The 20,030-nt window shown below is 69.6% G+C and carries 17 protein-coding genes; 13 read left to right on the forward strand and 4 right to left on the reverse strand.

Going from position 1 to position 20,030, the window contains the following annotated elements:
* Window positions 1–25: 25 nt before the first annotated feature.
* Window positions 26–1,831, reverse strand: coding sequence for a pectate lyase (locus OHO83_RS02595; RefSeq protein ID WP_266679344.1), 1,806 nt, complete (start codon window positions 1,829–1,831; stop codon window positions 26–28).
* A gap of 482 nt (window positions 1,832–2,313) precedes the next feature.
* On the opposite strand from OHO83_RS02595, the gene OHO83_RS02600 reads away from it, so the two are divergent.
* The 6 genes from OHO83_RS02600 (at window position 2,314) to yicI (ending at window position 10,383) form a co-directional block, all read left to right on the forward strand.
* Window positions 2,314–3,357: a LacI family DNA-binding transcriptional regulator gene (locus OHO83_RS02600; protein ID WP_330278546.1), complete on the forward strand. Its 1,044-nt coding sequence runs from the start codon at window positions 2,314–2,316 to the stop codon at window positions 3,355–3,357.
* 211 nt (window positions 3,358–3,568) lie between these two features.
* Entirely contained in the window at window positions 3,569–4,750 is a 1,182-nt protein-coding gene (locus OHO83_RS02605) for a sugar ABC transporter substrate-binding protein (protein WP_405638208.1), read from the forward strand.
* A 10-nt stretch (window positions 4,751–4,760) separates the two neighbouring features.
* The gene (locus tag OHO83_RS02610) at window positions 4,761–5,723 is read left to right on the forward strand and encodes a carbohydrate ABC transporter permease (RefSeq protein ID WP_329431845.1); all 963 of its coding nucleotides are present in this window, start codon (window positions 4,761–4,763) and stop codon (window positions 5,721–5,723) included.
* A 6-nt stretch (window positions 5,724–5,729) separates the two neighbouring features.
* The gene (locus OHO83_RS02615; RefSeq protein ID WP_389562690.1) at window positions 5,730–6,557 is read left to right on the forward strand and encodes a carbohydrate ABC transporter permease; all 828 of its coding nucleotides are present in this window, start codon (window positions 5,730–5,732) and stop codon (window positions 6,555–6,557) included.
* 32 nt (window positions 6,558–6,589) lie between these two features.
* Window positions 6,590–8,056 (forward strand): GH1 family beta-glucosidase, encoded by a 1,467-nt coding sequence (locus OHO83_RS02620; RefSeq protein ID WP_330278548.1) that lies wholly within the window; start codon window positions 6,590–6,592, stop codon window positions 8,054–8,056.
* A complete protein-coding gene (gene yicI, locus OHO83_RS02625) occupies window positions 8,053–10,383 on the forward strand; it encodes an alpha-xylosidase (RefSeq protein ID WP_330278549.1) in 2,331 nt (776 codons plus the stop codon). Before OHO83_RS02620 ends, yicI begins: the two co-directional genes overlap by 4 nt.
* Window positions 10,384–10,425: 42 nt before the next feature.
* Here yicI and OHO83_RS02630 read toward each other — a convergent pair whose 3' ends face one another.
* Window positions 10,426–11,130: a FadR/GntR family transcriptional regulator gene (locus OHO83_RS02630; protein ID WP_266679332.1), complete on the reverse strand. Its 705-nt coding sequence runs from the start codon at window positions 11,128–11,130 to the stop codon at window positions 10,426–10,428.
* Window positions 11,131–11,346: 216 nt separating this feature from the next.
* On the opposite strand from OHO83_RS02630, the gene OHO83_RS02635 reads away from it, so the two are divergent.
* A complete protein-coding gene (locus OHO83_RS02635) occupies window positions 11,347–12,657 on the forward strand; it encodes an MFS transporter (RefSeq protein ID WP_266679331.1) in 1,311 nt (436 codons plus the stop codon).
* A gap of 23 nt (window positions 12,658–12,680) precedes the next feature.
* Here the strand turns inward: OHO83_RS02635 and OHO83_RS02640 are convergent, their stop codons facing one another.
* The gene (locus OHO83_RS02640; protein WP_330278550.1) at window positions 12,681–13,877 is read right to left on the reverse strand and encodes an aromatic ring-hydroxylating dioxygenase subunit alpha; all 1,197 of its coding nucleotides are present in this window, start codon (window positions 13,875–13,877) and stop codon (window positions 12,681–12,683) included.
* 339 nt (window positions 13,878–14,216) lie between these two features.
* Here OHO83_RS02640 and OHO83_RS02645 point away from each other — a divergent pair, with 339 nt between their 5' ends.
* The 6 genes from OHO83_RS02645 to OHO83_RS02670 all read left to right on the forward strand — a co-directional run bounded on the left by OHO83_RS02645 (window position 14,217) and on the right by OHO83_RS02670 (window position 18,831).
* Window positions 14,217–15,023 (forward strand): ferritin-like domain-containing protein, encoded by an 807-nt coding sequence (locus tag OHO83_RS02645; RefSeq protein ID WP_266679329.1) that lies wholly within the window; start codon window positions 14,217–14,219, stop codon window positions 15,021–15,023.
* On the forward strand, window positions 15,020–15,589 hold the full coding sequence (locus OHO83_RS02650; RefSeq protein ID WP_266679328.1) for a hypothetical protein: 570 nt from the start codon (window positions 15,020–15,022) through the stop codon (window positions 15,587–15,589). Before OHO83_RS02645 ends, OHO83_RS02650 begins: the two co-directional genes overlap by 4 nt.
* 72 nt (window positions 15,590–15,661) lie before the next feature.
* The gene (locus OHO83_RS02655) at window positions 15,662–16,912 is read left to right on the forward strand and encodes a sensor histidine kinase (protein ID WP_266679326.1); all 1,251 of its coding nucleotides are present in this window, start codon (window positions 15,662–15,664) and stop codon (window positions 16,910–16,912) included.
* Window positions 16,909–17,598, forward strand: a complete 690-nt coding sequence (locus OHO83_RS02660) for a response regulator transcription factor (protein ID WP_266679324.1) — start codon at window positions 16,909–16,911, stop codon at window positions 17,596–17,598. The genes OHO83_RS02655 and OHO83_RS02660 overlap by 4 nt, the downstream gene beginning before the upstream one ends.
* A gap of 252 nt (window positions 17,599–17,850) precedes the next feature.
* On the forward strand, window positions 17,851–18,141 hold the full coding sequence (locus OHO83_RS02665) for a zf-HC2 domain-containing protein (RefSeq protein WP_330278551.1): 291 nt from the start codon (window positions 17,851–17,853) through the stop codon (window positions 18,139–18,141).
* A gap of 240 nt (window positions 18,142–18,381) precedes the next feature.
* A complete protein-coding gene (locus OHO83_RS02670) occupies window positions 18,382–18,831 on the forward strand; it encodes a spore-associated protein (protein WP_266679320.1) in 450 nt (149 codons plus the stop codon).
* Between the two features lie 164 nt (window positions 18,832–18,995).
* Here OHO83_RS02670 and OHO83_RS02675 read toward each other — a convergent pair whose 3' ends face one another.
* Window positions 18,996–19,886 (reverse strand): MBL fold metallo-hydrolase, encoded by an 891-nt coding sequence (locus tag OHO83_RS02675; RefSeq protein ID WP_330278552.1) that lies wholly within the window; start codon window positions 19,884–19,886, stop codon window positions 18,996–18,998.
* Window positions 19,887–20,030 lie beyond the last annotated feature (144 nt).

The raw sequence follows: 20,030 nt of genomic DNA on the forward strand, positions 1-20,030 counted from the left end.
GGCCAGGACCTTGGCAGTAGGGGCCTCAGCCGGCGACGTAGGCGATGAGCTTGGCCATGTTGCCGGTGTAGGCGGAGGTCGTGATGCCCTCGGCGCTGTCGTGCGGCTGGTACGGCGGCTCGGCGGGCGGTGTGGCCGGGTCGTACGGCGAGGTGTCGTACAGGTCGCCCACGTGTTTGCTCATGTAGGCCACGCCCTCGTACGGCGTGGCCGGTGCCGGGCCGAGGTACGGGTTGGTGGTGGTGCCGATCGGGGTGATCCAGTGATCCTTAGTGCCGAGGGCGTCCACAAGGGCGCTCGCCTGGTCCTCGGTCACGCCGGGCAGGGCCGGGTCGGCACCTCGGAACAGGTCGGTGAGGTCGAGGTCGCGCACGCTGAAGTAGCGCGGGAGCTCCTGCGGTCCGCCGGGGGTGAGCGGTGAGCGGTCGCGCAGATCGGCGACCTCGGAGCGGCTCAGCGCCATCAGCTCGTCGTAGGTCGCCTTGAGGCCGGTGAGGTCGATGGAGCGCCCGCCGGAGTAGTGGCTGAGTGTGTTGCGGTGGTCGTGGTCGTAGTAGTAGGCGCCGTTGCGGATGTTGGAGCCGAAGCGGTGCACGAACCGGGGCCGGTTGGTCTCCAACTCCACGAACGTCGGGTGCGTGGCGCTCTTCAGCAGCGGGTTCTCACCCTTCTGCTCACTGGTGAGCGGGCAGGTCTCCAGCCAGGCGATGGCCTCGGGCACACGCCGCAGGTAGTCGTGGTCGCCGGTGAGCCGGAAGTAGTGGAACAGCTGCCGGATGTTGGTCTGCGTGGTGTGCGTGGTCAGAGACCGTGGCTCGTACGAGCGGGCACTGGCGGGAGCGCCGGCGGGCCGGCCGCCGACGGAGTGCGAGAGGTGCTGCAGGCCCCATCCGGCCTGGGGTCCTGGCTGCTGCAGCCGGTGCAGACAGGCCATGGCGCGCAGCACGGGCCGGGTCAGGTCACGCCGTCCGAGCGCCGATATGCACATGAGCAGGAACTTGATGTTCTCGCCGAGGACGTCGTCGTTGAAGGTGACGTGGCCGGTGTAGTCGCCGTCCTGCATGCCGTGCTGGACGTCCGAGGGCAGCCAGGAGGGCCGCTCGTCGGGCCAGGGCATCTCGCTCACCGCACCGGAGAAGGCGGGGAACCGCTGCGGCCAGCCGCCGTCGGCCGGACCTCCGCGCAGCTGCGCCTTGAGCATGAAGTCGATGACGCGGTTCAGGGACGCCTTGAACTTCGGGTGCCTGCGCTCCACGTAGAGGCGCAGGATCAGTTGCGCCGCCGTGGAGGTGCCCGCGTCGTCGAAGGTGGCGTTGCCGTAGTAGTGCTGGAATTCCTCCAGGCGCCAGCCGTTCGCGCCGATGGTCGCGTACCAGTCACGCAGGGAGCCGTTGCCGGCGAAGTCGTGGATGTAGTTCCAGCCTCCGACCGGCAATTGAGCCTCGACGAGCGCGAGGCCGGTGCGTTCGGCGGCACGGTAGAAGGTCTCGTCACCGGTGGCGTGATACGCGTCGAGGAGGCTGTGGCCGACGCTGGGCGTGCCGGGCGGCTGGACCCAGCACATGGTCCGCCTCGCCTCCATCTCCCCCCACGTGGTGGAGAGATCGGGGAGATAGCTCCAGACGTACGCGCCGCGGTAGGACACGTGCTCGTCCATGAAGGCCCCCGCGCGGCGCATGGCTCGCGCGACGTCGGTGCGGCCGCCGGCGGTGCGTGACCCTGCCGGGTGAGCGGAGGGCCGGGACGCGGCCGACGCGATGCCGGGCCGCAGTCCGACCAGCGCTCCGACGGCGGGTACTGCGGCGAGTCGGGCGAAGGTGCGTCTGGACATGGGCGTTCTCAACGGTGTCGCCTCCAGGCATGACGGATGCGTGTCGCGGGGGCGCACCGGTGACACGGCGGCGACCCGCAACTCTGGTGTCAGGGAAGGGAAATGTCGTCGGGGCACAGACCTATCACCCGCCGTTCGGGACCCTCAAGAGTTCGTACCAGTGAAAGTTGTTCACGTACTCGATCAACCTGCTTATCAAATCGGGTATTTGACTTGCTTCGCACCCCAAAGCCCTCATTGGATTCAGATACATAAACTTAAACGATCTACGGCAAGGGTCTTGCCCTCGCACGTCGGCCCCTCCTACAGTCACGCACGCCGACAGTCGAATCGATTCGACGAACCGCTTCGACAGCCCGCTTCGGCAACCCGAGCGGACCTCGCCGTCGGAGCGGCCAGAACCCGAACGACCCGCACGGCCGAGGCGACCGGAACAACCAGCACGGCCAGGACGACCAGCACCAAAGCGCAGAGGAGCGGGAATGGCCACGATCAAAGACGTCGCCGAACGGGCGGGCGTCGCGCCCAGCACCGTCAGCTACGTCCTCAGCGGCTCCCGCAAGATCTCCGAGGACACCCGCTGTGCGGTACAGGCCGCCATCGCCGAGCTCGGCTACCACCCACGGGCCAGCGCCCGCACCCTGCGCAGCGCCCGCAGCGACGTCCTGGCCCTGGCCGTCCCCCGTGTGCCCGGCGAATACCGGGCGGTGGACGGCCGGTTCGCCATCGACATCAGCGACGCCGCCCGCAGCCACGGCTACGACCTCCTGCTGATGACCGACCTGGACGGGGTCGGCGGGCTGCGCCGGGTGGCCGGCAGCGGACTGGCGGACGCGGCGGTCCTCATGGCCGTGGAGGAGCAGGACCCCCGCATCGGCGCCATGCGCGAACTGGGCTTCCCCACCGCGCTGCTCGGGCGTGGCGACGACGACTCGGCGCTGCCCTGGGTCGACCTCGACTGGGAGGCCGCCGTCGCCCTCGCCCTGCGCGAGACCGCCGCGGCCGGCCACCGGCACATCGCCTTCCTCGCCTCGGCCGAGCACGAGATCGCGGCCCGCCGCGGTTACGCCGTGCACGGCCTCGACGGAGCCCGGAGGGCCTCGAAGGAGACCGGTGCGGACATCCGGGTGCACCCCTCCAGCGGCGACCCGGACGTGCTGCGGCGCCGCGTGCGCGAGCTGCTCGGCTCACGGTCCGCCCCGACCGCGCTGGTCGTCCAGCACCTGCACCGCCTCCCCCACCTGCTGGCCGAGGTGGCCGCGGCCGGGCTACGGGTCCCCGAGGACCTCGCCGTCGTACCCGTCGGCACCCTCCCCGACGACCTGGGCGGGCGGATCCTGCCGCGTATCGAACTGCCCGTCGCGCAGATGTCCCTGGCAGTCGTCGAACTCGCGGTCAAGTCGATCACCGCGGCCACCGGCGGCCGGACCGAGAGCCATCAGCCCCCCGGCCTTCCCCCTCACCGTCTGATCGCGCCGCAGATGGCACCCGGACTCACCATCGCGCCGCCGAGAGGGCGTCCCTGAGCGACGTCTCGGCGACGCGGCGTCCGCGAGCCGCGAACCCCGGCGAAGAAGCCGCTCATGAGATGCCCCTCCACCGACGCACGACCGCGCACGATCCCCGAGCCGCACGCCCAAAGCCTCGGCTCCCCGAGCCGCAGCACCGATTGGAGATCCGCTCGTGCACTCCCGCGCAGAGCGCAGACTGCCACCCGCGGCAGCCGTAGGCCTGGCGATGGCCACGGTCGCACTGAGCCTCACCGGGTGCGCCGCCACCCCGGCCCCGGACACTGTCACCGTGCTCAACTCGGCCACGGACACCGCCGAGCACACCGCCAACCAGAAGTTCTTCGACCGCTGCGCGGGGCCTCTCGGGCTGAAGGTCGAGCAGATCAGCGTGCCCGCGGACCAGGTCGCGTCGAAGGCGCTGCGGATGGCCTCGTCCAAGTCGCTCACCGACATCCTGGAGCTCGACGGGTCCGAGCTGCCGCAGTTCGCCGGGACCGAGGGGCTGCGCCCGCTGAAGGACGTCGGCGTCGACACCTCAGGATTCTCCGGCAGCGCCACCTCCCTGGGTTCGTACCATGGCACCCAGTACGGCATCGCGCGCTCCGTCAACTCCCTGGCCCTGATCTACAACACCAAGCTCCTCAAGGAAGCCGGGGTCGAACCGCCCACCACCTGGGCCGAGTTGAAGACCGCCGCGAAGAGGACGACGCACGGCAGCACCTACGGGATGGCCTTCAGCGCCAGCCCCAACGCCGACGGGGTGTACCAGTTCCTGCCGTTCTTCTGGTCCGGCGGCGGTGACGAGGCGAAGCTCGACAACGGCAAGGGCGAGGCCGCGCTCCAGCTGTGGAAGGACCTGGTCTCGGACGGGTCCGCGTCGAAGTCCGTCGTCAGCTGGAACCAGCAGGACGTCAACGACCAGTTCGTGTCCGGCCGCGCCGCCATGATGATCAACGGTCCGTGGCAGGTGCCGGTGCTCAGCGCCCAGAAGAAGGTGGACTGGGCGGTCGCCCGCATCCCGGTGCCCGAAGCGGGACAGGACGCGATTCCACCGATCGGCGGCACCGTGATGGCCGTGCCGAAGAGCGAGGACAGCGCCCGCGAGAAGAACGCGGGGAAGATCCTCAACTGCCTCAACACCCGGAAGAACCAGCTCCAGTGGGGCGAGTCGGTCAACAACGTGCCCACCCGGGCCGCCGCCGCGCGGGCCTACGCCGAACAGAATCCCAAGCTCGCCGCCTTCGCCGACCTCGTCACCACCGCCCGTTCCCGCACCGCCCAGGTCGGCACCCGCTGGCCGGTGGTCGGGGACGCGCTCGCGGGCGCCTTCCAGTCGGTGCTGACCGGCAGGACCAGTCCCGAACAGGCCCTGCACCGCGCACAGCAACAGGCCTCCAAGGGGAAGTGAGGAACCGGACATGAGCACCTTCGCCTCCACCGCCCCGGCCGCCAAGACCTCCGGCTCCTCGGCCGCCCCCGCCAGGGCCCGTTCCGGCACCCGCCGCGGGCTGCTCCGATGGCTCTTCGTCGCCCCCGCGCTCGCCTACATGGCCCTCTTCTTCGGCTACCCGCTCATCCGCAACATCGTGATGAGCTTCCAGCACTACACACCCAAGACGTACTTCACCGGCGAGGCCCCGTTCAACGGCCTGGACAACTGGCGGGCCGTCTTCGCCGACGAGCTGTTCGCCGGCTCCCTGTGGCACACCGCGCTCTTCACGCTCGGCTCCCTGCTCGGCCAGTTCACCATCGGCCTGGCCCTCGCCGTCTTCTTCTCGCGCCGCTTCCGGCTCTCCGGCTTCGTCCGCGCGATCCTGCTGCTGCCCTGGCTGGTACCCATGGTCGTGTCCGCCGTCGTCTGGCGGCGCATCCTCGACCAGGACCACGGGATGCTCAACAGCGCCCTGCACGCCGTCGGCCTGACCGAGGGCGGTGTGCCGTGGCTGAACAGCCCCGGCGTGGCCCTGCTGTCGGCGGTCCTGGTCAACATCTGGATCGGCATCCCGTTCAACATGGTGATCCTCTACGGCGGTCTCCAAGAGATCCCACGCGAGCTGCACGAAGCGGCGTCCCTCGACGGAGCGAGCCCCTGGCGGACCTTCCGCAGCGTCACCCTGCCGATGCTGCGCCCGGTGGTCACCGTCGTCCTCGTGCTGGGCTTCATGTCGACGGTGAAGATCCTCGACCTGATCCTGGCACTGACCTCCGGCGGGCCCGCGGACTCCACGCAGACCCTGGGCACCGTCACGTACCAACTGTCGTTCCTCCAGCTCGACTTCGGCCAGGGCGCCGTCGTGGGCAACGTCCTCATCCTCATCAGCGCGGTCTTTGCCGTGCTGTACCTGCGGGCCAACCGCGCCGACTTCGGCAAGGGGCAGTGACCGACCGTGAACCCGAACGCGAACCGTCGCCGCCTGCGGGCCGCCTGGAACACCACCGCCGCGCTGCTGATCCTCGGCGTCCTGCTCTTCCCGGTCTACTGGATGCTCAACACCGCGCTCCAGCCCGGGTCGAGCGTCGCCGCGACCGAGTGGTTCCCCTCCTCACCCAGCCTGGAGAACTTCGGCACGGCGATCTCCAGCCAGGGCGGCTCACTGCTGACCAGCTTCGTCGTCGCCCTCGGTGCCGTCGCCGTGTGCCTCGCCCTCGCGGCGCCCGCCGCGTACGGCCTCGCCCAGTTCGGGCTGCGCGGCGGCCGGGGCATCGTCTTCACCACGCTGATCACACAGATGGTGCCGGGCATCGTCATCGCCAACGCCCTCTACAGCGCGTACGCGGAACTGGGCCTGATCAACTCCTACTTGGGGCTGATCCTCGCGGACGCCTCGCTCGGGCTGCCGTTCGCGATCGTGCTCCTGCGCGCCTTCATGGTGTCCATTCCGGGCGAGGTCGTCGAGGCGGCGATGGTCGACGGCGCCAACCGCTTCACCGCGTTCGTCCGCATCGTGCTGCCGATGAGCCGCAACGCCCTCATCACGGCGGGGCTCTTCACCTTCCTGTTCGCCTGGTCGGACTTCATGTTCGCGCTGACCCTCAACACCACCGACGACGTCAAGCCGATCACGCTGGGCATCTACCAGTTCGTCGGCGCGCATGTCAGCGACTGGGGCGCGGTCATGGCCACCGCGGTCCTGTCCGCGGTACCCGCCGCGATCCTGCTGGTCGTGGCCCAGAAGTACATCTCCGCCGGGATCACCGGCGGATCCATCAAGTAATCCCATCACGTAGCGATAAGGGCTTCAGCCGCATGAGCACCCCCGAATTCCCGGAATTCCCCGACGGCTTCTTCTTCGGCGCCGCCACGGCGAGCTACCAGATCGAGGGGGCGTACGACGAGGACGGCAGAGGGCCGTCCATCTGGGACACCTACTGTCGCGAGCCCGGACGGGTGGCGGGCGGCGCCACCGGCGACATCGCCTGCGACCACTACCACCGCTACCGCGAGGACGTGGCTCTGTTGCGTGGCCTCGGCGTGGACAGCTACCGCTTCTCCGTCGCCTGGCCGCGGATCCAGCCCGACGGCACAGGTCCGGCCAACGCCGCCGGTCTGGACTTCTACGACCGGCTGGTCGACGAACTGCTGGCCTCCGGGATCTCCCCCGCCGCCACCCTCTACCACTGGGACCTCCCCCAGGCTCTGGAAGACCGGGGCGGCTGGCGGGTGCGCGAGACGGCGGAGCGCTTCGCGGACTACGCCGCTCTGGTCGCGGAGCGGCTCGGCGACCGGGTGGCCCGCTGGATCACCCTCAACGAGCCATACTGCAGCGCCTTCGTCGGCTACGCCGCGGGCGCCCACGCCCCCGGCGCACAGGAGGGCCGCGGCGCGCTGGCCGCCGCCCACCACCTCCTGGTCGGCCACGGCCTTGCCGTCCGCGCCCTGCGCGCGACCGGCGCCCGGGAAGTCGGCATCACGCTCAACCCGGACCGGCTGCTCCCCGCCGCGCCCGGCTCGCCGGACGACCTCGCCGCCGTCCGCCGGGCCGAGACCCTGCACAACGAGGTGTGGCTGGACCCGTTGTTCGCCGGGCGCTATCCGCGGCACGAGGCGGAGACCTGGGGCGAGCCGGCCGACGGCTCGCACCGTCTCGACAGTTCGGACGGTCTCGAGACTCCGTACCGTCTCGACACCTCGTACCGGCGCGACGGCGACCTCGAACTCATCGCCGCCCCGCTGGACTTCGTCGGCGTCAACTACTACCGGCCGATCACCATCGCCGACGCCCCGCACCGCGACCCCGACCCGGCGACGCGTACGGCGGTCGACATCCGGGCCACCGAGACCTGGCGCGACGACGTGCGGCACACGACCATGGGCTGGCCCGTCGTCCCGCACACCTTCACGGACCTGCTGATCGACCTGACCAAGCGCTATCCCGCGCTGCCGCCGCTGGTCATCACCGAGAACGGCTCGGCCGAGGCCGACACCGTCACGGACGACGGCCGGGTTCACGACACCGAGCGCATCGACTACCTCCGCAGCCACCTCGAAGCCCTCTCCGCCGCCATCCGCGCGGGCGTCGACGTGCGCGGCTACTACGTGTGGTCCCTCCTCGACAACTTCGAGTGGGCCCGCGGCTACGGCCAGCGCTTCGGCATCGTCCGGGTCGACTACGACACCCAGGAGCGCATTCCCAAGGACAGCTACCGCTGGTTCCGGGACCTGATCGCCACCCACCGCACCCGTACCGACACCGCTGACAGGGACCACCGTTGAAGTTCACCGACGGCTATTGGCTGATGCGCGAGGGCGTCCGGGCGTCGTACGCGACCGAGATCGCCGAGGCGCGCATCGACGACGGCCGGCTCACGCTGTACGCGCCCGTGCGGCGGGTGGAGGAACGGGGCCACACCCTCAACAGCCCTCTTCTGACTGTCGAGTGCTGGTCGCCCGCCGAGGGAGTGATCGGCATCCGCTCCACCCACCACGCGGGCGCCGCCGCGCACGGCCCCGACTTCGCCCTGCGCACCGACCCCGACCACGCCTCGAAGATCACCAGGGACGGGTCCCTGCTGGAGCTGACCAGCGGGGACCTGTCCCTACGGCTGGACACGAACGCTCCCTGGCGCCTGGACTTCACAGCCGACGGCCGCGTCCTCACGTCCGCCGGGTCCCGCGGCACCGGCTTCGCTCTCACCGAGGACGGCCGCCACCACTCACTGGCCCAACTGTCCCTGGGCGTAGGCGAACTGGTCTACGGGCTCGGTGAGCGCTTCACCCCGTTCACCAGGAACGGGCAGAGCGTGGACATCTGGCAGGCCGACGGCGGGACCGCCAGCGAGCAGGCGTACAAGAACATTCCCTTCCATCTCACCAACCGGGGCTACGGCGTCTTCGTCAACCACCCCGGCCACGTCTCGTACGAGATCGGGTCCGAGGCCGTGGGGCAGGTGCAGTTCAGCGTCGAGGACCAGTCGCTGGAGTACTACGTCGTCCACGGCCCGACGCCCAAGGACATCCTGGACCGCTACACCGCCCTGACCGGCCGCCCGGCGCTGCCGCCCGCCTGGTCGTTCGGGCTGTGGCTGTCCACGTCCTTCACCACCTCGTACGACGAGGAGACGGTCAACCGGTTCGTCCGCGGCATGTCGGAGCGCGGCATCCCGCTCGGTGTCTTCCACTTCGACTGCTTCTGGATGCGCGAGTACCAGTGGTGCGACTTCACCTGGGACCCGGAGGTCTTCCCGGACCCGGAAGGCATGCTCCGCCGCCTGAAGGACGAGCAGGGGCTGCGCGTCTCGGTGTGGATCAACCCGTACATCGGCCAGAAGTCCCCGCTCTTCACGGAGGCAATGCGCCACGGCTACCTGGTCCACAAGGCCGACGGCGACGTGTGGCAGTGGGACCTGTGGCAGGCGGGCATGGCGCTGGTCGACTTCACCAACCCTGAGGCGCGGGAGTGGTACGCGGGCAAGTTGCGCGGGCTCGTCGCGCAGGGCGTGGACTGCTTCAAGACCGACTTCGGTGAGCGCGTTCCGACGGACGTGGTGTGGCACGACGGGTCCGACCCGGAGCGCATGCACAACTTCTACACGCAGCTCTACAACGAAACCGTCTTCGAGGTGCTGAGCGAGGCCCGGGGCGCCGGCGAGGCCGTGCTCTTCGCTCGGTCGGCGACCGCGGGCGGGCAGCAGTTCCCGGTCCACTGGGGCGGCGACTGCGAGTCCCACTTCGGGGCGATGGCCGAGTCGCTGCGCGGTGGCCTCTCGCTCGGCCTGTCCGGTTTCGGCTTCTGGAGTCATGACATCGGCGGCTTCGAGGGGACGCCGACGCCCGAAGTCTTCAAGCGGTGGGTGCAGTTCGGCCTGCTGTCCTCGCACAGCAGGCTGCACGGCAGCAGGTCGTACCGTGTGCCGTGGGACTTCGACGAGGAGGCCGTGGCGGTCACCCGCGACTTCACCCGGCTCAAGCACCGCCTCATGCCGTATCTCTTCCGCGCGGCCCAGCAGGCGCGGGAGCGGGGTACTCCCGTGATGCGCGCCATGCTCCTGGAGTTTCCCGAGGACCCGGCGTGCCACACCCTCGACCGGCAGTACATGCTCGGCGACGACCTGCTCGTCGCGCCGGTCTTCTCGGCCGACGGAAGCGTCGAGTACTACGTGCCCGAGGGGACCTGGACCCATCTGCTGTCGGGCGAGCGGGTCGAAGGGCCGGGCTGGCGACGCGAGCGGTACGGTTTCGACAGCCTGCCACTGCTGGCCCGCCCCGGCTCGGTGATCCCGTTCGGGGAGAGCGACGACAGCGCCGTCTACGACTGGGCGCACGGAGTGACCCTGCGCGTCCACACCCCGGCGGACGGCGCGACGAGGGTGACTCAGATCCCTGCCGTGGACGGTTTCGCGGGTGCCACGTTCCGCATGCGGCGGGACGGCGAGGCCATCATGGTCGAGGCCGACGACACCCGAGTGCCGTGGCAGGTCCTGCTCGTCGGCACGGAAGCCACCGGCGAGAACGCGGAACTGACCACCCTCGGCACACTCCTCACAGCCGCGCCGGGCGTCCGAGCGGTCTCGGCGGTTCTGATGCAAGCGGGCAAGCCGTAGCGCACCGAAGGGGAGCGGCCGGCGGGGGCGGCCGGCGGGCGGTCACTCCCCCTCGGGTCGCCAGTGGAGAAGTTTGACCTTGCCGACGCTGTCGACGTGGGTGTGCATGGCCAGGGCCGCGTCTTCGGGGGAGCCGGCCCGCACGGCGTCGGCGACGAGTCGGTGCTGGTGCAGGGACTGGGCGGGGCGGTCGGGCTGGCGCAGTGACTCGTTGCGGCTCTCCGCGATCGGCTCGGCGATCTCCGCCATGAACTCGGCGAGCAGCGGGCTGTGCGCCGCCGCGGTGACGGCGGCATGGAAGCGCTGGTCCTCGGCGACACACAGCTCCCCACGCCGGACGGCGCCGGCCATGGCCTCGAGTGCGGCGTCGATCTCCTGCAGGTCCTCGTCCGTGCGGCGTTCGGCCGCGAGGGCTGCGAGTTTGGTCTCCAGGGCGTCCCGGGCGTCCAGGACATCGGGGAGTCGACGGCGTCGTTCCACCATGGCTTGAAGTGGTTCGGCGTCGAGGCGGTCGCGGAGCAGGAAGGTGCCGCCGCCGTGCCGCACTTCGACGAGGCCCTGCACTTCCAGGGCCACGATGGCCTGCCGCACCGAGGTCCGGCTCACCGCGAGGCGTTCCGCCAGGTCGCGTTCAGGGGGCAGCCGGTCGCCCGCCTGGAGGCTTTCCGCCTGGACGTATTCGCGGAGGCGCTCGACGACTTGCTCGTACAGACGAGGCCGGGGAACCGGACGCAGCGACTCGGACAACGGACTACCCGTCCCTTCCCCCAACACTCTTACTGCTGTCGGCCCTTGACAGCAGATCAGACCCTGCCGACACTCTAGCGCAGGCCTAGAGGCCCAGTGGTCCATCCAATTTCGACTTCGGAGAAGGCACGCCGCCGCACGGCCTCGATCAACACCCCAGCCCCCTCTGCCGACATCCCCCCATGTCGTCACCTCCTGAGCCGAATCGAGGTACCCGTGACGATCGACGAACAGTCCACCGCAACCACCGGAACCCCCACCCCCACACGGCTGACCGGTCCCCAACGGCACGCCTTCTGGGGCTCGTTCGGCGGTTGGGCCATGGACGGCTTCAGCTGGACCATCCCCGGCCTCGTACTGGCCCCCGCCCTGACCGCACTGCTCCCCGCGAGCAACATTCCCGTCACGGCCGACAACATCGGCTGGCACGGACAGGTCAGCGCGGCCGTGTTCCTGCTCGGCTGGGGATGCGCCTTCATCTGGGGGCCCATCGCCGACCGCTTCGGCCGCAAGCCCGCGATGATGGCCTCCATCCTCATGTACGGGGTCTTCACCGCCCTGGCCGGCACCGCCACCCACCTGTGGGAATGGAATACGTTCCGCTTCCTGGCGGCCGTCGGTGTCGGAGGCGAATGGGCCATGGCGGGCACCCTCCTCTCCGAAGTGATCCCGGAGCGGGTACGGGCACGATTCGGCGGCCTGATGCACTCCGCCGCCTACTTCGGCGTCCTCGCCATCTCCGTCATCTATCTGCTCGCCGGACCTGAACTCGGCTGGCGGGGCATGTTCTTCGTGGGCGGCCTCCCGGCACTGGCCGTGTTCCTCATCCGGCGCAGCACCCCCGAGCCGGAGCGCTGGCAGGAGGAGACCTCGGGCCGGCAGGAGCGGTCCTTCTGGCAGCCCGTCGTCGAGGTCCTCTCCCCGCCCTACCGCGCCCGCACCGTGGGCAATCTGCTGCTCCTGGTGGTCTGTGTCATCGGCCTGTGGGCGGGCTCGACCTACGTACCCACAGCGATCACCGCCCTTTCGCAGGAGGCCGGTCACAGCCATGCCGCCACGGTGCGCCTGGCCAGCCTGTCGTCCATGACGGTGGCCGCCTTCACGATCCTGGGCTGCTTCGCGGTGCCCCGCCTCGCGGCACGCATGGGGCGGCGCGGGGCGCTCGCCTCGCTGTTCGCGCTGATGATCGTCGGTATCGTCGGCGCCTACGGTTGGGCCTACCCCCACCACTCGATCGCCCTGCTCTTCACCTTCCTGCCGCTACTCGGCCTGGGCGGCGCGAGTTTCGCGGTCTTCACCATCTGGCTGCCGGAGCAGTACCCGACGCGCATGAGGGCGACGGCCTTCGCCTTCACCACGACCTTCTCCCGCTGGGTCGCCGCGGGCGGCACCTTCCTCATCGGCTACGGCATCCACGCCACCGGCTCCCTCACCCTCCCCCTCACCCTGACCGCGGCCGTCTTCGTCATCGGCATGCTGCTGGTGCGACTCGCCCCGGAGACCCGCAGCACGACCCTTCCCACCTGACACCAACTCCCGGTCAGCGATGGTCAGTTCGCGCTCCGCGAGTCCTTCTCGTGGCCGTCGGGGTCCGGCCGGGCGTCCTGCTGCCCGCCGTCGCCGACGGTCTCGGAGCCGAGCGGCACGCCGTTCGTCCGCAGCATGTGCCGCACGTCCAGGATCAGCGGGAACACCTCGTGGTTCCGGTCCTCGCCCTGTTCGTCCCAGGCGCGCTGCTCGGCCTCGACCGCCATGCGGTCCTGCGCGAACACCCGTTCAGTGAAGCGGCGGATGAGCGGCCAGGCAAGCTGGAGTACCCCCGGGACCGGCGGCTTCGCGATCATCAGCAGACCGTAGGCGTGGTTGACGCGCTGCTCGGCGTCCTCCGGCACGTACGCCGCCCAGAGGGAGAAGGAGGGGAGTTCGGCGCCGTCGGGGACGGCTTGCAGGGTCTGGTACGGGTACTGGGTGCGGATGGTGATCTCGTCGGGTGTCTGCTGTCCACCGAGCCCCTCGGCCGACAGCAGTCCGGCGCCGCGGTCCTTCTTGCCCCCGGCGGGGACGAAGAGGTAGCGGGCCTCGACGAACTGCGGGCCGGTCTCGTATCCCAGCAGCTTGGGCTGAATTCTGCCCAGCACACTGCGGTGCAGGAACTGGTGGTTCATGTCCAGCAGGTTCTCGTGCATGAACGAGTAGTGGCAGTTCACGGTGCGGGAGAAGGTCATGGTCCGGTGCGTGGCCGCGCCGAACTCCGGCAGCACCGGGAACGGCGCGGACTCGGCCTTCTCGGGGTCACCGGGAAAGACGAACACCAGGCCGAACGCCTCGCGGACCGGATATGACCGCACGCCGCGAGGCGGCCGCTCGCACCCCTTGGGCAGGTACGGAATCTGCGAGATGCGGCCGTTCCCGCGGTAGGCCCAGGCGTGGTAGCAGCAGCGCAGGACGTCCCCCTCCACGACACCGAGACTCAGCGGCACCTGACGGTGCGCGCACCGGTCCTCCAGCGCGTGGACACTTCCGCTCCGACCGCGGTAGAGCGCGATCCGTTCGCCCGCGAAGACGGCGGCGAAGGTACGTTCTTTGCGCACCGCGCGTGACACGGCCACGGGATACCAGTAGTCCGGGTCGATCCCGATGCGCCGCAGGTCGGCGACGGCCTCGCCGCGTTCGTCCACCGGACGTGGCGGGAAACCCGCCGGTCCGTCGGCGCTGTACCCGTCCGTTGTGGGAAGGGCCTCGGTCATGTACTGCTCCCTTGCTCCGACCCGGTGGAGGCCGAGGGCGCTCCGCCTGCCGCGGCAGGACTCCACTTCCACGGTGGGAGCAGGTGGCGCAAACGGCAACTGCGGCGCCGTGCGACAGGAAGAAACGCCTGTCCATTCGGGTACGGCCGGCGGGCCCGGACGCGCCGGGGTGCGTCCACCGGCGGGGCGGTCGCAGCCGTGAGCCCGGGGACGGCTTCCGCGTTACTCCATTTGCCTGTCCGGCTCCCCTGGGCGCGGTACTGGGCACCGGCATTCCCCGTCAGCGCGTTGACATCGTGCGATCGTGCAGCGTCAGAGCGACGCCACCAAAAGGGACGTATGAACGAGACAGTTTCCAATCCCACCAGCACGCCCGAGGCCGGGGATCGCGCCTTCGCCCGGGCTGTCCCGAAGGCGACCGACCGGGCAGAGCTGCACTCGCTCCTCCGAACAGCCCTTGCCGTCGAACACGCCACCATTCCCCCCTATCTCACGGCGATGTACTCCCTCAAGGACGGAAAGAACCGGGAGGTCGGAGGCATCATCCGCAGCGTCGTCATGCAGGAGATGCTGCACCTGGCGCTCATCGGAAACATCATGAACGCGGTCGGCGTCACCCCCAGGTTCGACGACCCGGACTTGGTGCCCGTCTACCCGGGGCCGCTGCCCGGCGGGGTGATGCCCGATCTGGAGGTCTCGCTCGGCGCCTGCTCCATCGAACGGGTGCGCCAGGTCTTCATGGGCGTCGAGCTGCCCGAGGCCCCCCTCGCCCCGGCCGGCCAGAGAGAGCTCATGTCCATTTCCGGCTACGACCCTCAGCTGGACGCGGAAGGGAACATCCAGAACCTCACCGAAGAGGCTCTCGACGCCCCGCGAAGGTTCTTTGCCCTGGCCGACTACGACGAGACCACCATCGGCGGGTTCTACCAGCGCATCGCCCAGGTGCTGACCGACCTCGACGAGCGTGAGAAGAATCTGTTCAGCGGCGATCCGCGCCGGCAGGTCAGCTGGCCGCACGCTCCCGGACGGCTGTACCGGGTGACCAATCTGCAGACGGCGCTCTGGGCGATCCTGGAGATCATCGACCAGGGCGAGGGCCACGCCCAGGACCCGACCGTGGGACCGCTACCGGGAAGGGCGTCATGACCGGCACCGAACAGGACCGGGCCGTCGGCCGGCCCGACCGACGTACCGCTCTGCAACTGGCGGCAACCGTCGCCGTGTCGGGGGTGCTCGCCACCGGCGCAGGGACGCCGTCCTCCGCGGCGGCCGTTGCCGAACCATCGGCGCCCGAGGGGCCGCCTCCGGTCGTCCCGGCCGAGGCGGGCGCTGAGGAGCTGGCGCACTACTACCGGTTCTGGGAGATCGTGCAGGGGCGCCGGCTGGTCAAGACGCACGGCTACTGGTCGTTCGACGGGCCGGAAATCCCGTTCGATCCGCGCGAGGTGTACCGCCTGGTCGAGAATCCCGACACCCAGCAGCTGGCGGAGGGCTCGGCAGCGCGCGAGGCGTCCGAACGGTGCGACCGCGCGTACACGCAGATGCTCAGGACGCTCAACCGCGTGTTCGACGGCCACCCCCAAGAACTCCGCCAGGCCGAGCGGCAGATGGAAGCCCTCGGCAAGCAGGCGCGTGCGCTGATGCAGGTTCCGAGCGCCCCCGGCTCGAAGACGTTCCTGGCCCCCGCCTTCCAACTGGCCGAGGACGACTGAGCGGGATGTGGCCGCGGTTACGACGCCTGCGCTCGCGGTGCCTGGTCCGGTCACCAGCCCTAGGTTGGTGCCATGGCAGTGATGACCGTTAAACGTCCGGGAGCGCAGGCTCGGCCTCGCGTCAAGGACATCCTGCTGGCTGCGTTGCTCTTTGTGCTGTCGATGGTGGCGGTCTCGATCGTTCACGAGGAGCACCGGATCGCCGTCCGGTGGCAGGCCGTGGTGCTCGTCGGGACCAGCTGCTTCGCGCTGGTGTGGCGTCGCCGCCACCCCTTCGGCGTACTCGGCGTGGCCGTCGGCTGCGGAGTGATTCTTCAGGCGCTCGGGTTCCGGGAAGGTCCACTGGGGACGAGCTCGGTCATCCTGTCCGTCTACACCGTCGCCGCGTGCACCGACCGGCGTACCACCTGGACGACAGCGGGCCTGACGGCCGCGGTGCTGGTGGGAGCGGCCATAGCGAATGACCCACGGGCATGGCTCTCCCCGGACAACGCGGCGATGCTGGCATGGACGGCTCTGCCCGCGGCGGTCGGGGACGGCGTGCGATCCCGCAGAGCCTATGTGGCGGCCGTGGAGGAGCGGGCGGAGCACGCGGAACGCACCCGCGAGCAGGAAGCCCGTCAGCGGGTGGCGGCAGAACGGATGCGGATCGCACGTGAGTTGCACGACGTCGTGACCCACCACATCGCCCTGATCAACGCCCAGGCGGGCGTCGCCGTCCATCTTGTGGAGCAGCGGCCCGAACACGTACTCACCGCGCTGGAGGGCATCCGCGACGTGAGCCAGTCCGCGCTCGACGAGCTGCGGGTGACCGTGAGCCTGCTGCGGCAGCCGGACGAGACGGCTGCACCGCGCGATCCGGCGCCCGGCATGAGTCAGGTACCCGACCTTCTGGCGTCCTTCGAACGTGCTGGGCTCGCCGTCAAACAGACGCTGAGCGGCGACCCCAAACCGCTGGCACCGACGGCCGACCTGGCGGCGTACCGCATCATCCAGGAGGCCCTGACCAATGTGCGCAAGCACTCGGGTGTGGAACAGGCACGACTGGATCTGTCCTACCGCCCGAACTGGCTGACGATCAACGTGGAGGATGACGGCCCGTCGCGGCCCACCCGCTCCGACTCGGGAAGCGGCCACGGGCTGATCGGGATGCGCGAACGCGCCGGCACAGTCGGGGGCAGGGTGCAGGCGGGACCGCGCGCGGAAGGCGGTTTCACCGTGACCGCCGAGCTGCCGCTGCTTTCCGGCACCGCGGAGGACCCGGCATCGGCAGATGCCGATGAGCCGGCCACGAAGGGCACCACCGAGGAAGGACGAGCGTGACGATCCGTGTTCTTCTCGCCGATGATCAGGCTCTGCTCCGGGGCACCTTCAAGATGCTGTTCGATTCCGCGGACGACATGGAGACCGTGGGGGAGGCCGCCAACGGCAGGGAGGCCGTGGACCTCTGCGAGGCCCTGCATCCCGACGTCGTCCTGATGGACATCCGGATGCCCGAGATGGACGGCCTCGACGCAACGCGCCTGATCAGCGAGTCCGAGGACCTCGCCGGGGTGAAGGTCCTGATCCTCACCACCTTCGAGGACGACGAGCACGTCGCCGAGGCTCTGCGGGCGGGAGCGAGCGGATTTCTCGGCAAAGGAGTACGTCCGGACGTCCTGCTCGAAGCCGTCCGCACGGTGGCCGCCGGTGAGGCGCTGCTCTCCCCCGTGGCGACCCGCGCGCTGATCTCCCGCTTTCTGGCGCAGCCCGAGCTGTACCCGACCGTCGTGCAGGAGCGCCTGGAGTACCTGACGCCGCGGGAACGCGATGTCATGTGCCTGGTGGCGCTGGGCCTGTCGAACGAAGAAATTGCCGAACGTTTGTTCGTAAGTCCGCTGACGGCCAAGACGCACGTCAACCGGGCCATGACCAAGCTGGCGGCACGCGACCGGGCCCAGCTCGTGGTCATGGCCTACCAGTGCGGCCTGGTCAGCCCGGCGGTGGAGCCGGCCGGCCCACAGGCCTGAGGGGCCCGATGCGGCCAGGCGGGACACCGTCGGCCGTAGGCACCGGGGCCAGGTACCACGGACGCAGTAGACGCGATTCGCTCCAGGGGGACGACGCGCAACCACCCCCGCGTCGGCCACATTGAATGCATGAACGGAAGCAGGTTCTTGAGCCCCAGTGCCCGACGGCACGACCGGCCCTCCGCACCTGCCCGCCTCATGGTCCCGTAGCTGCGCTTCTGCGCTTGTGCGGTGACAAGGAGAGGAGTCGACATGTTCAGCACCCTGGAATGCCTCACCGTCCGTGAACGACTGGCCGACTACACGCTCGCCGCACTCGCCGAGGAAGAGGCGCGTGCCGTCACCACCCACTTGGCGAGCTGTTCCGCCTGCCGGGACGAGCACTACTGCCTGGCGGCCGTAGCGGCTCACCTGGTTCCTCTGCGGAAGGCGCTGGCGGACGAGCCCCACCGCCGTGAGCTCGGCCGGCGCCGCCCGGCCCGGACACGGAACCTCACGCTCGCACACTGGGCGAACTGCAAGGTGCTGGCAGCAACGGGCTGAACAGCGGTCCGCGGACGACGTCACCCCTCCCCCCGGTAGACGCTCTCCTCTCGCAGTCGCCGCGCCCCCACCGAGGGGCGCGGCGACGCCAACAGGTCAGCCACGCAAGGGCGTTGATCCCCCGACGCCGACCCCACCGTCCGGATCCGACTTCTCCCGCGGAGAGGCACAACCATCCGGATGTGTCGCGAGTCACATGATGTAAGAGCAACAAACTCGCAAAGATCACAAGGGGGAAATATGCGATTCAGCCGACCTGTCCTGACTGGTGCCGCCCTGGCAGCCCTGGCGATCGGGGGCACGACCGCGCTGGCGGGGCCCGCCTCCGCCGCACCCAACACCACGCCGCAGAAGGTGTGCGGGAGCAGCTACAAGACCGTCAACTCGGCGCCCATCGGCAAGCTGGGCACGGTCTACCTCACGTACAACGCGTCGAACGGCAAGAACTGCGTCGCGACGATCCGCACCAACCCCGGCACCCGGCTCGACATGTCCGCCTGGATCTACGTCTCCGACACCGACCAGGGAGACCAGGACTACGGGCAGTACACGTCGTACGCCGGACCCATCTACGTCTACGGCAAGGCCCACTGCGTCGACTGGGGCGGCAACATCAGCAACGTGTACGTCCAGGTGACCGGGTCCAACTGTGCCGCGCTGCGGGAGCACCGGGTCACCACGACCCGCTGACCGCCCGCCGCTCGACACCGAGCAGCCGACAGGCGACGCACGGCTGACCGACAGAGCAGAGACCGGCCAACGGGAAGCGTCACACCCCCCGTTGGCCGGTCTCTGCTCGAAGTTCCGATGAACTCAACCCTGTTGGCGCGGATGCCCGTTCCTGTCCTGCGGGACTACGTCGCGCGGAACCGTCCGTGATCCACCTCGGCGACCAGTCCTCCGCCCATCAGCACGTCCAGATGCTGTACCGCCGTCCTCCGCTCCACCGGCCTCACATGCGGCCCTTCGACATGGGGCCGGTAGACGAGCCGGTGCTCGACGATCTCCTCGACGGTCCGCGGCTCACCGAGGAACGCGAGCAGCACCGCCTCGCGCCTGGCCACCACACCGGCGAAGCCGTCGAGCCGGCGACGGAATTCCTCGGCACCCTCGATCACACCCTTCTGGTGCGATGTGCCGTACCAGCGCGCGTCGATCTCCCGACACCGGCGCATCGACGCCTCGAAGTCCACGAGGCTGCTGCCGACGTCCCCGTAGTAGGGACCGAACGACGTCAGGTCGATGTCCCCCACGAACAGGAAACCGTCCGGCTCGATCAGGAAACCGCTGTGGCCCGCGGTGTGCCCGGGCAGGTGCACGACGGTCACGGTGCGGCCACCGAGGTCGTAGACGGCTCCGTCCACGAACCCCTCCGCGTCCGGTCGGCCCCGCACATGGAACTCGTCCCGCATCATCTTGTCGACGGCGTCGACCTCTTCGGGCGGCAGGCCGATCCCGGCAACCAGAGCCTCGCGGGACCGCAGCGCGCCGAGGTCACCTTCGTGGATGTGGACCGGCACCTCATAGCTTCCGAGACCGGCGATGTGGTCCTCGTGCGCATGGCTCACGAGGACCAGGTCCGCGGGCGGCGCGCCCTCGACGAGCGACAGAGACGGGTCGACGACCAGCGATTCGGCCGTGCCCCGCACGAGCAGCGTGTTGCCGTACGGGTAGGCACCCCGTTGGGCGCCTACGAGCACGCTGACGTCGCCGTATTCTGCGGCTGTGTATCCCGTGGTACGCATTTTCAGGACTCTCTCACGAGTGGTCACGCTGACCGCCGACGAACTCCACCTGGCAGCCGAACGCCTTTCCCAGGACGGTCCCGGTCACCGCAACGTCATGCACGCCCCTGCGGCGATGGCCAGTTGACGAAGGGACCATACCGA

This window comes from Streptomyces sp. NBC_00569 (assembly GCF_036345255.1).
Taxonomy (GTDB): domain Bacteria; phylum Actinomycetota; class Actinomycetes; order Streptomycetales; family Streptomycetaceae; genus Streptomyces.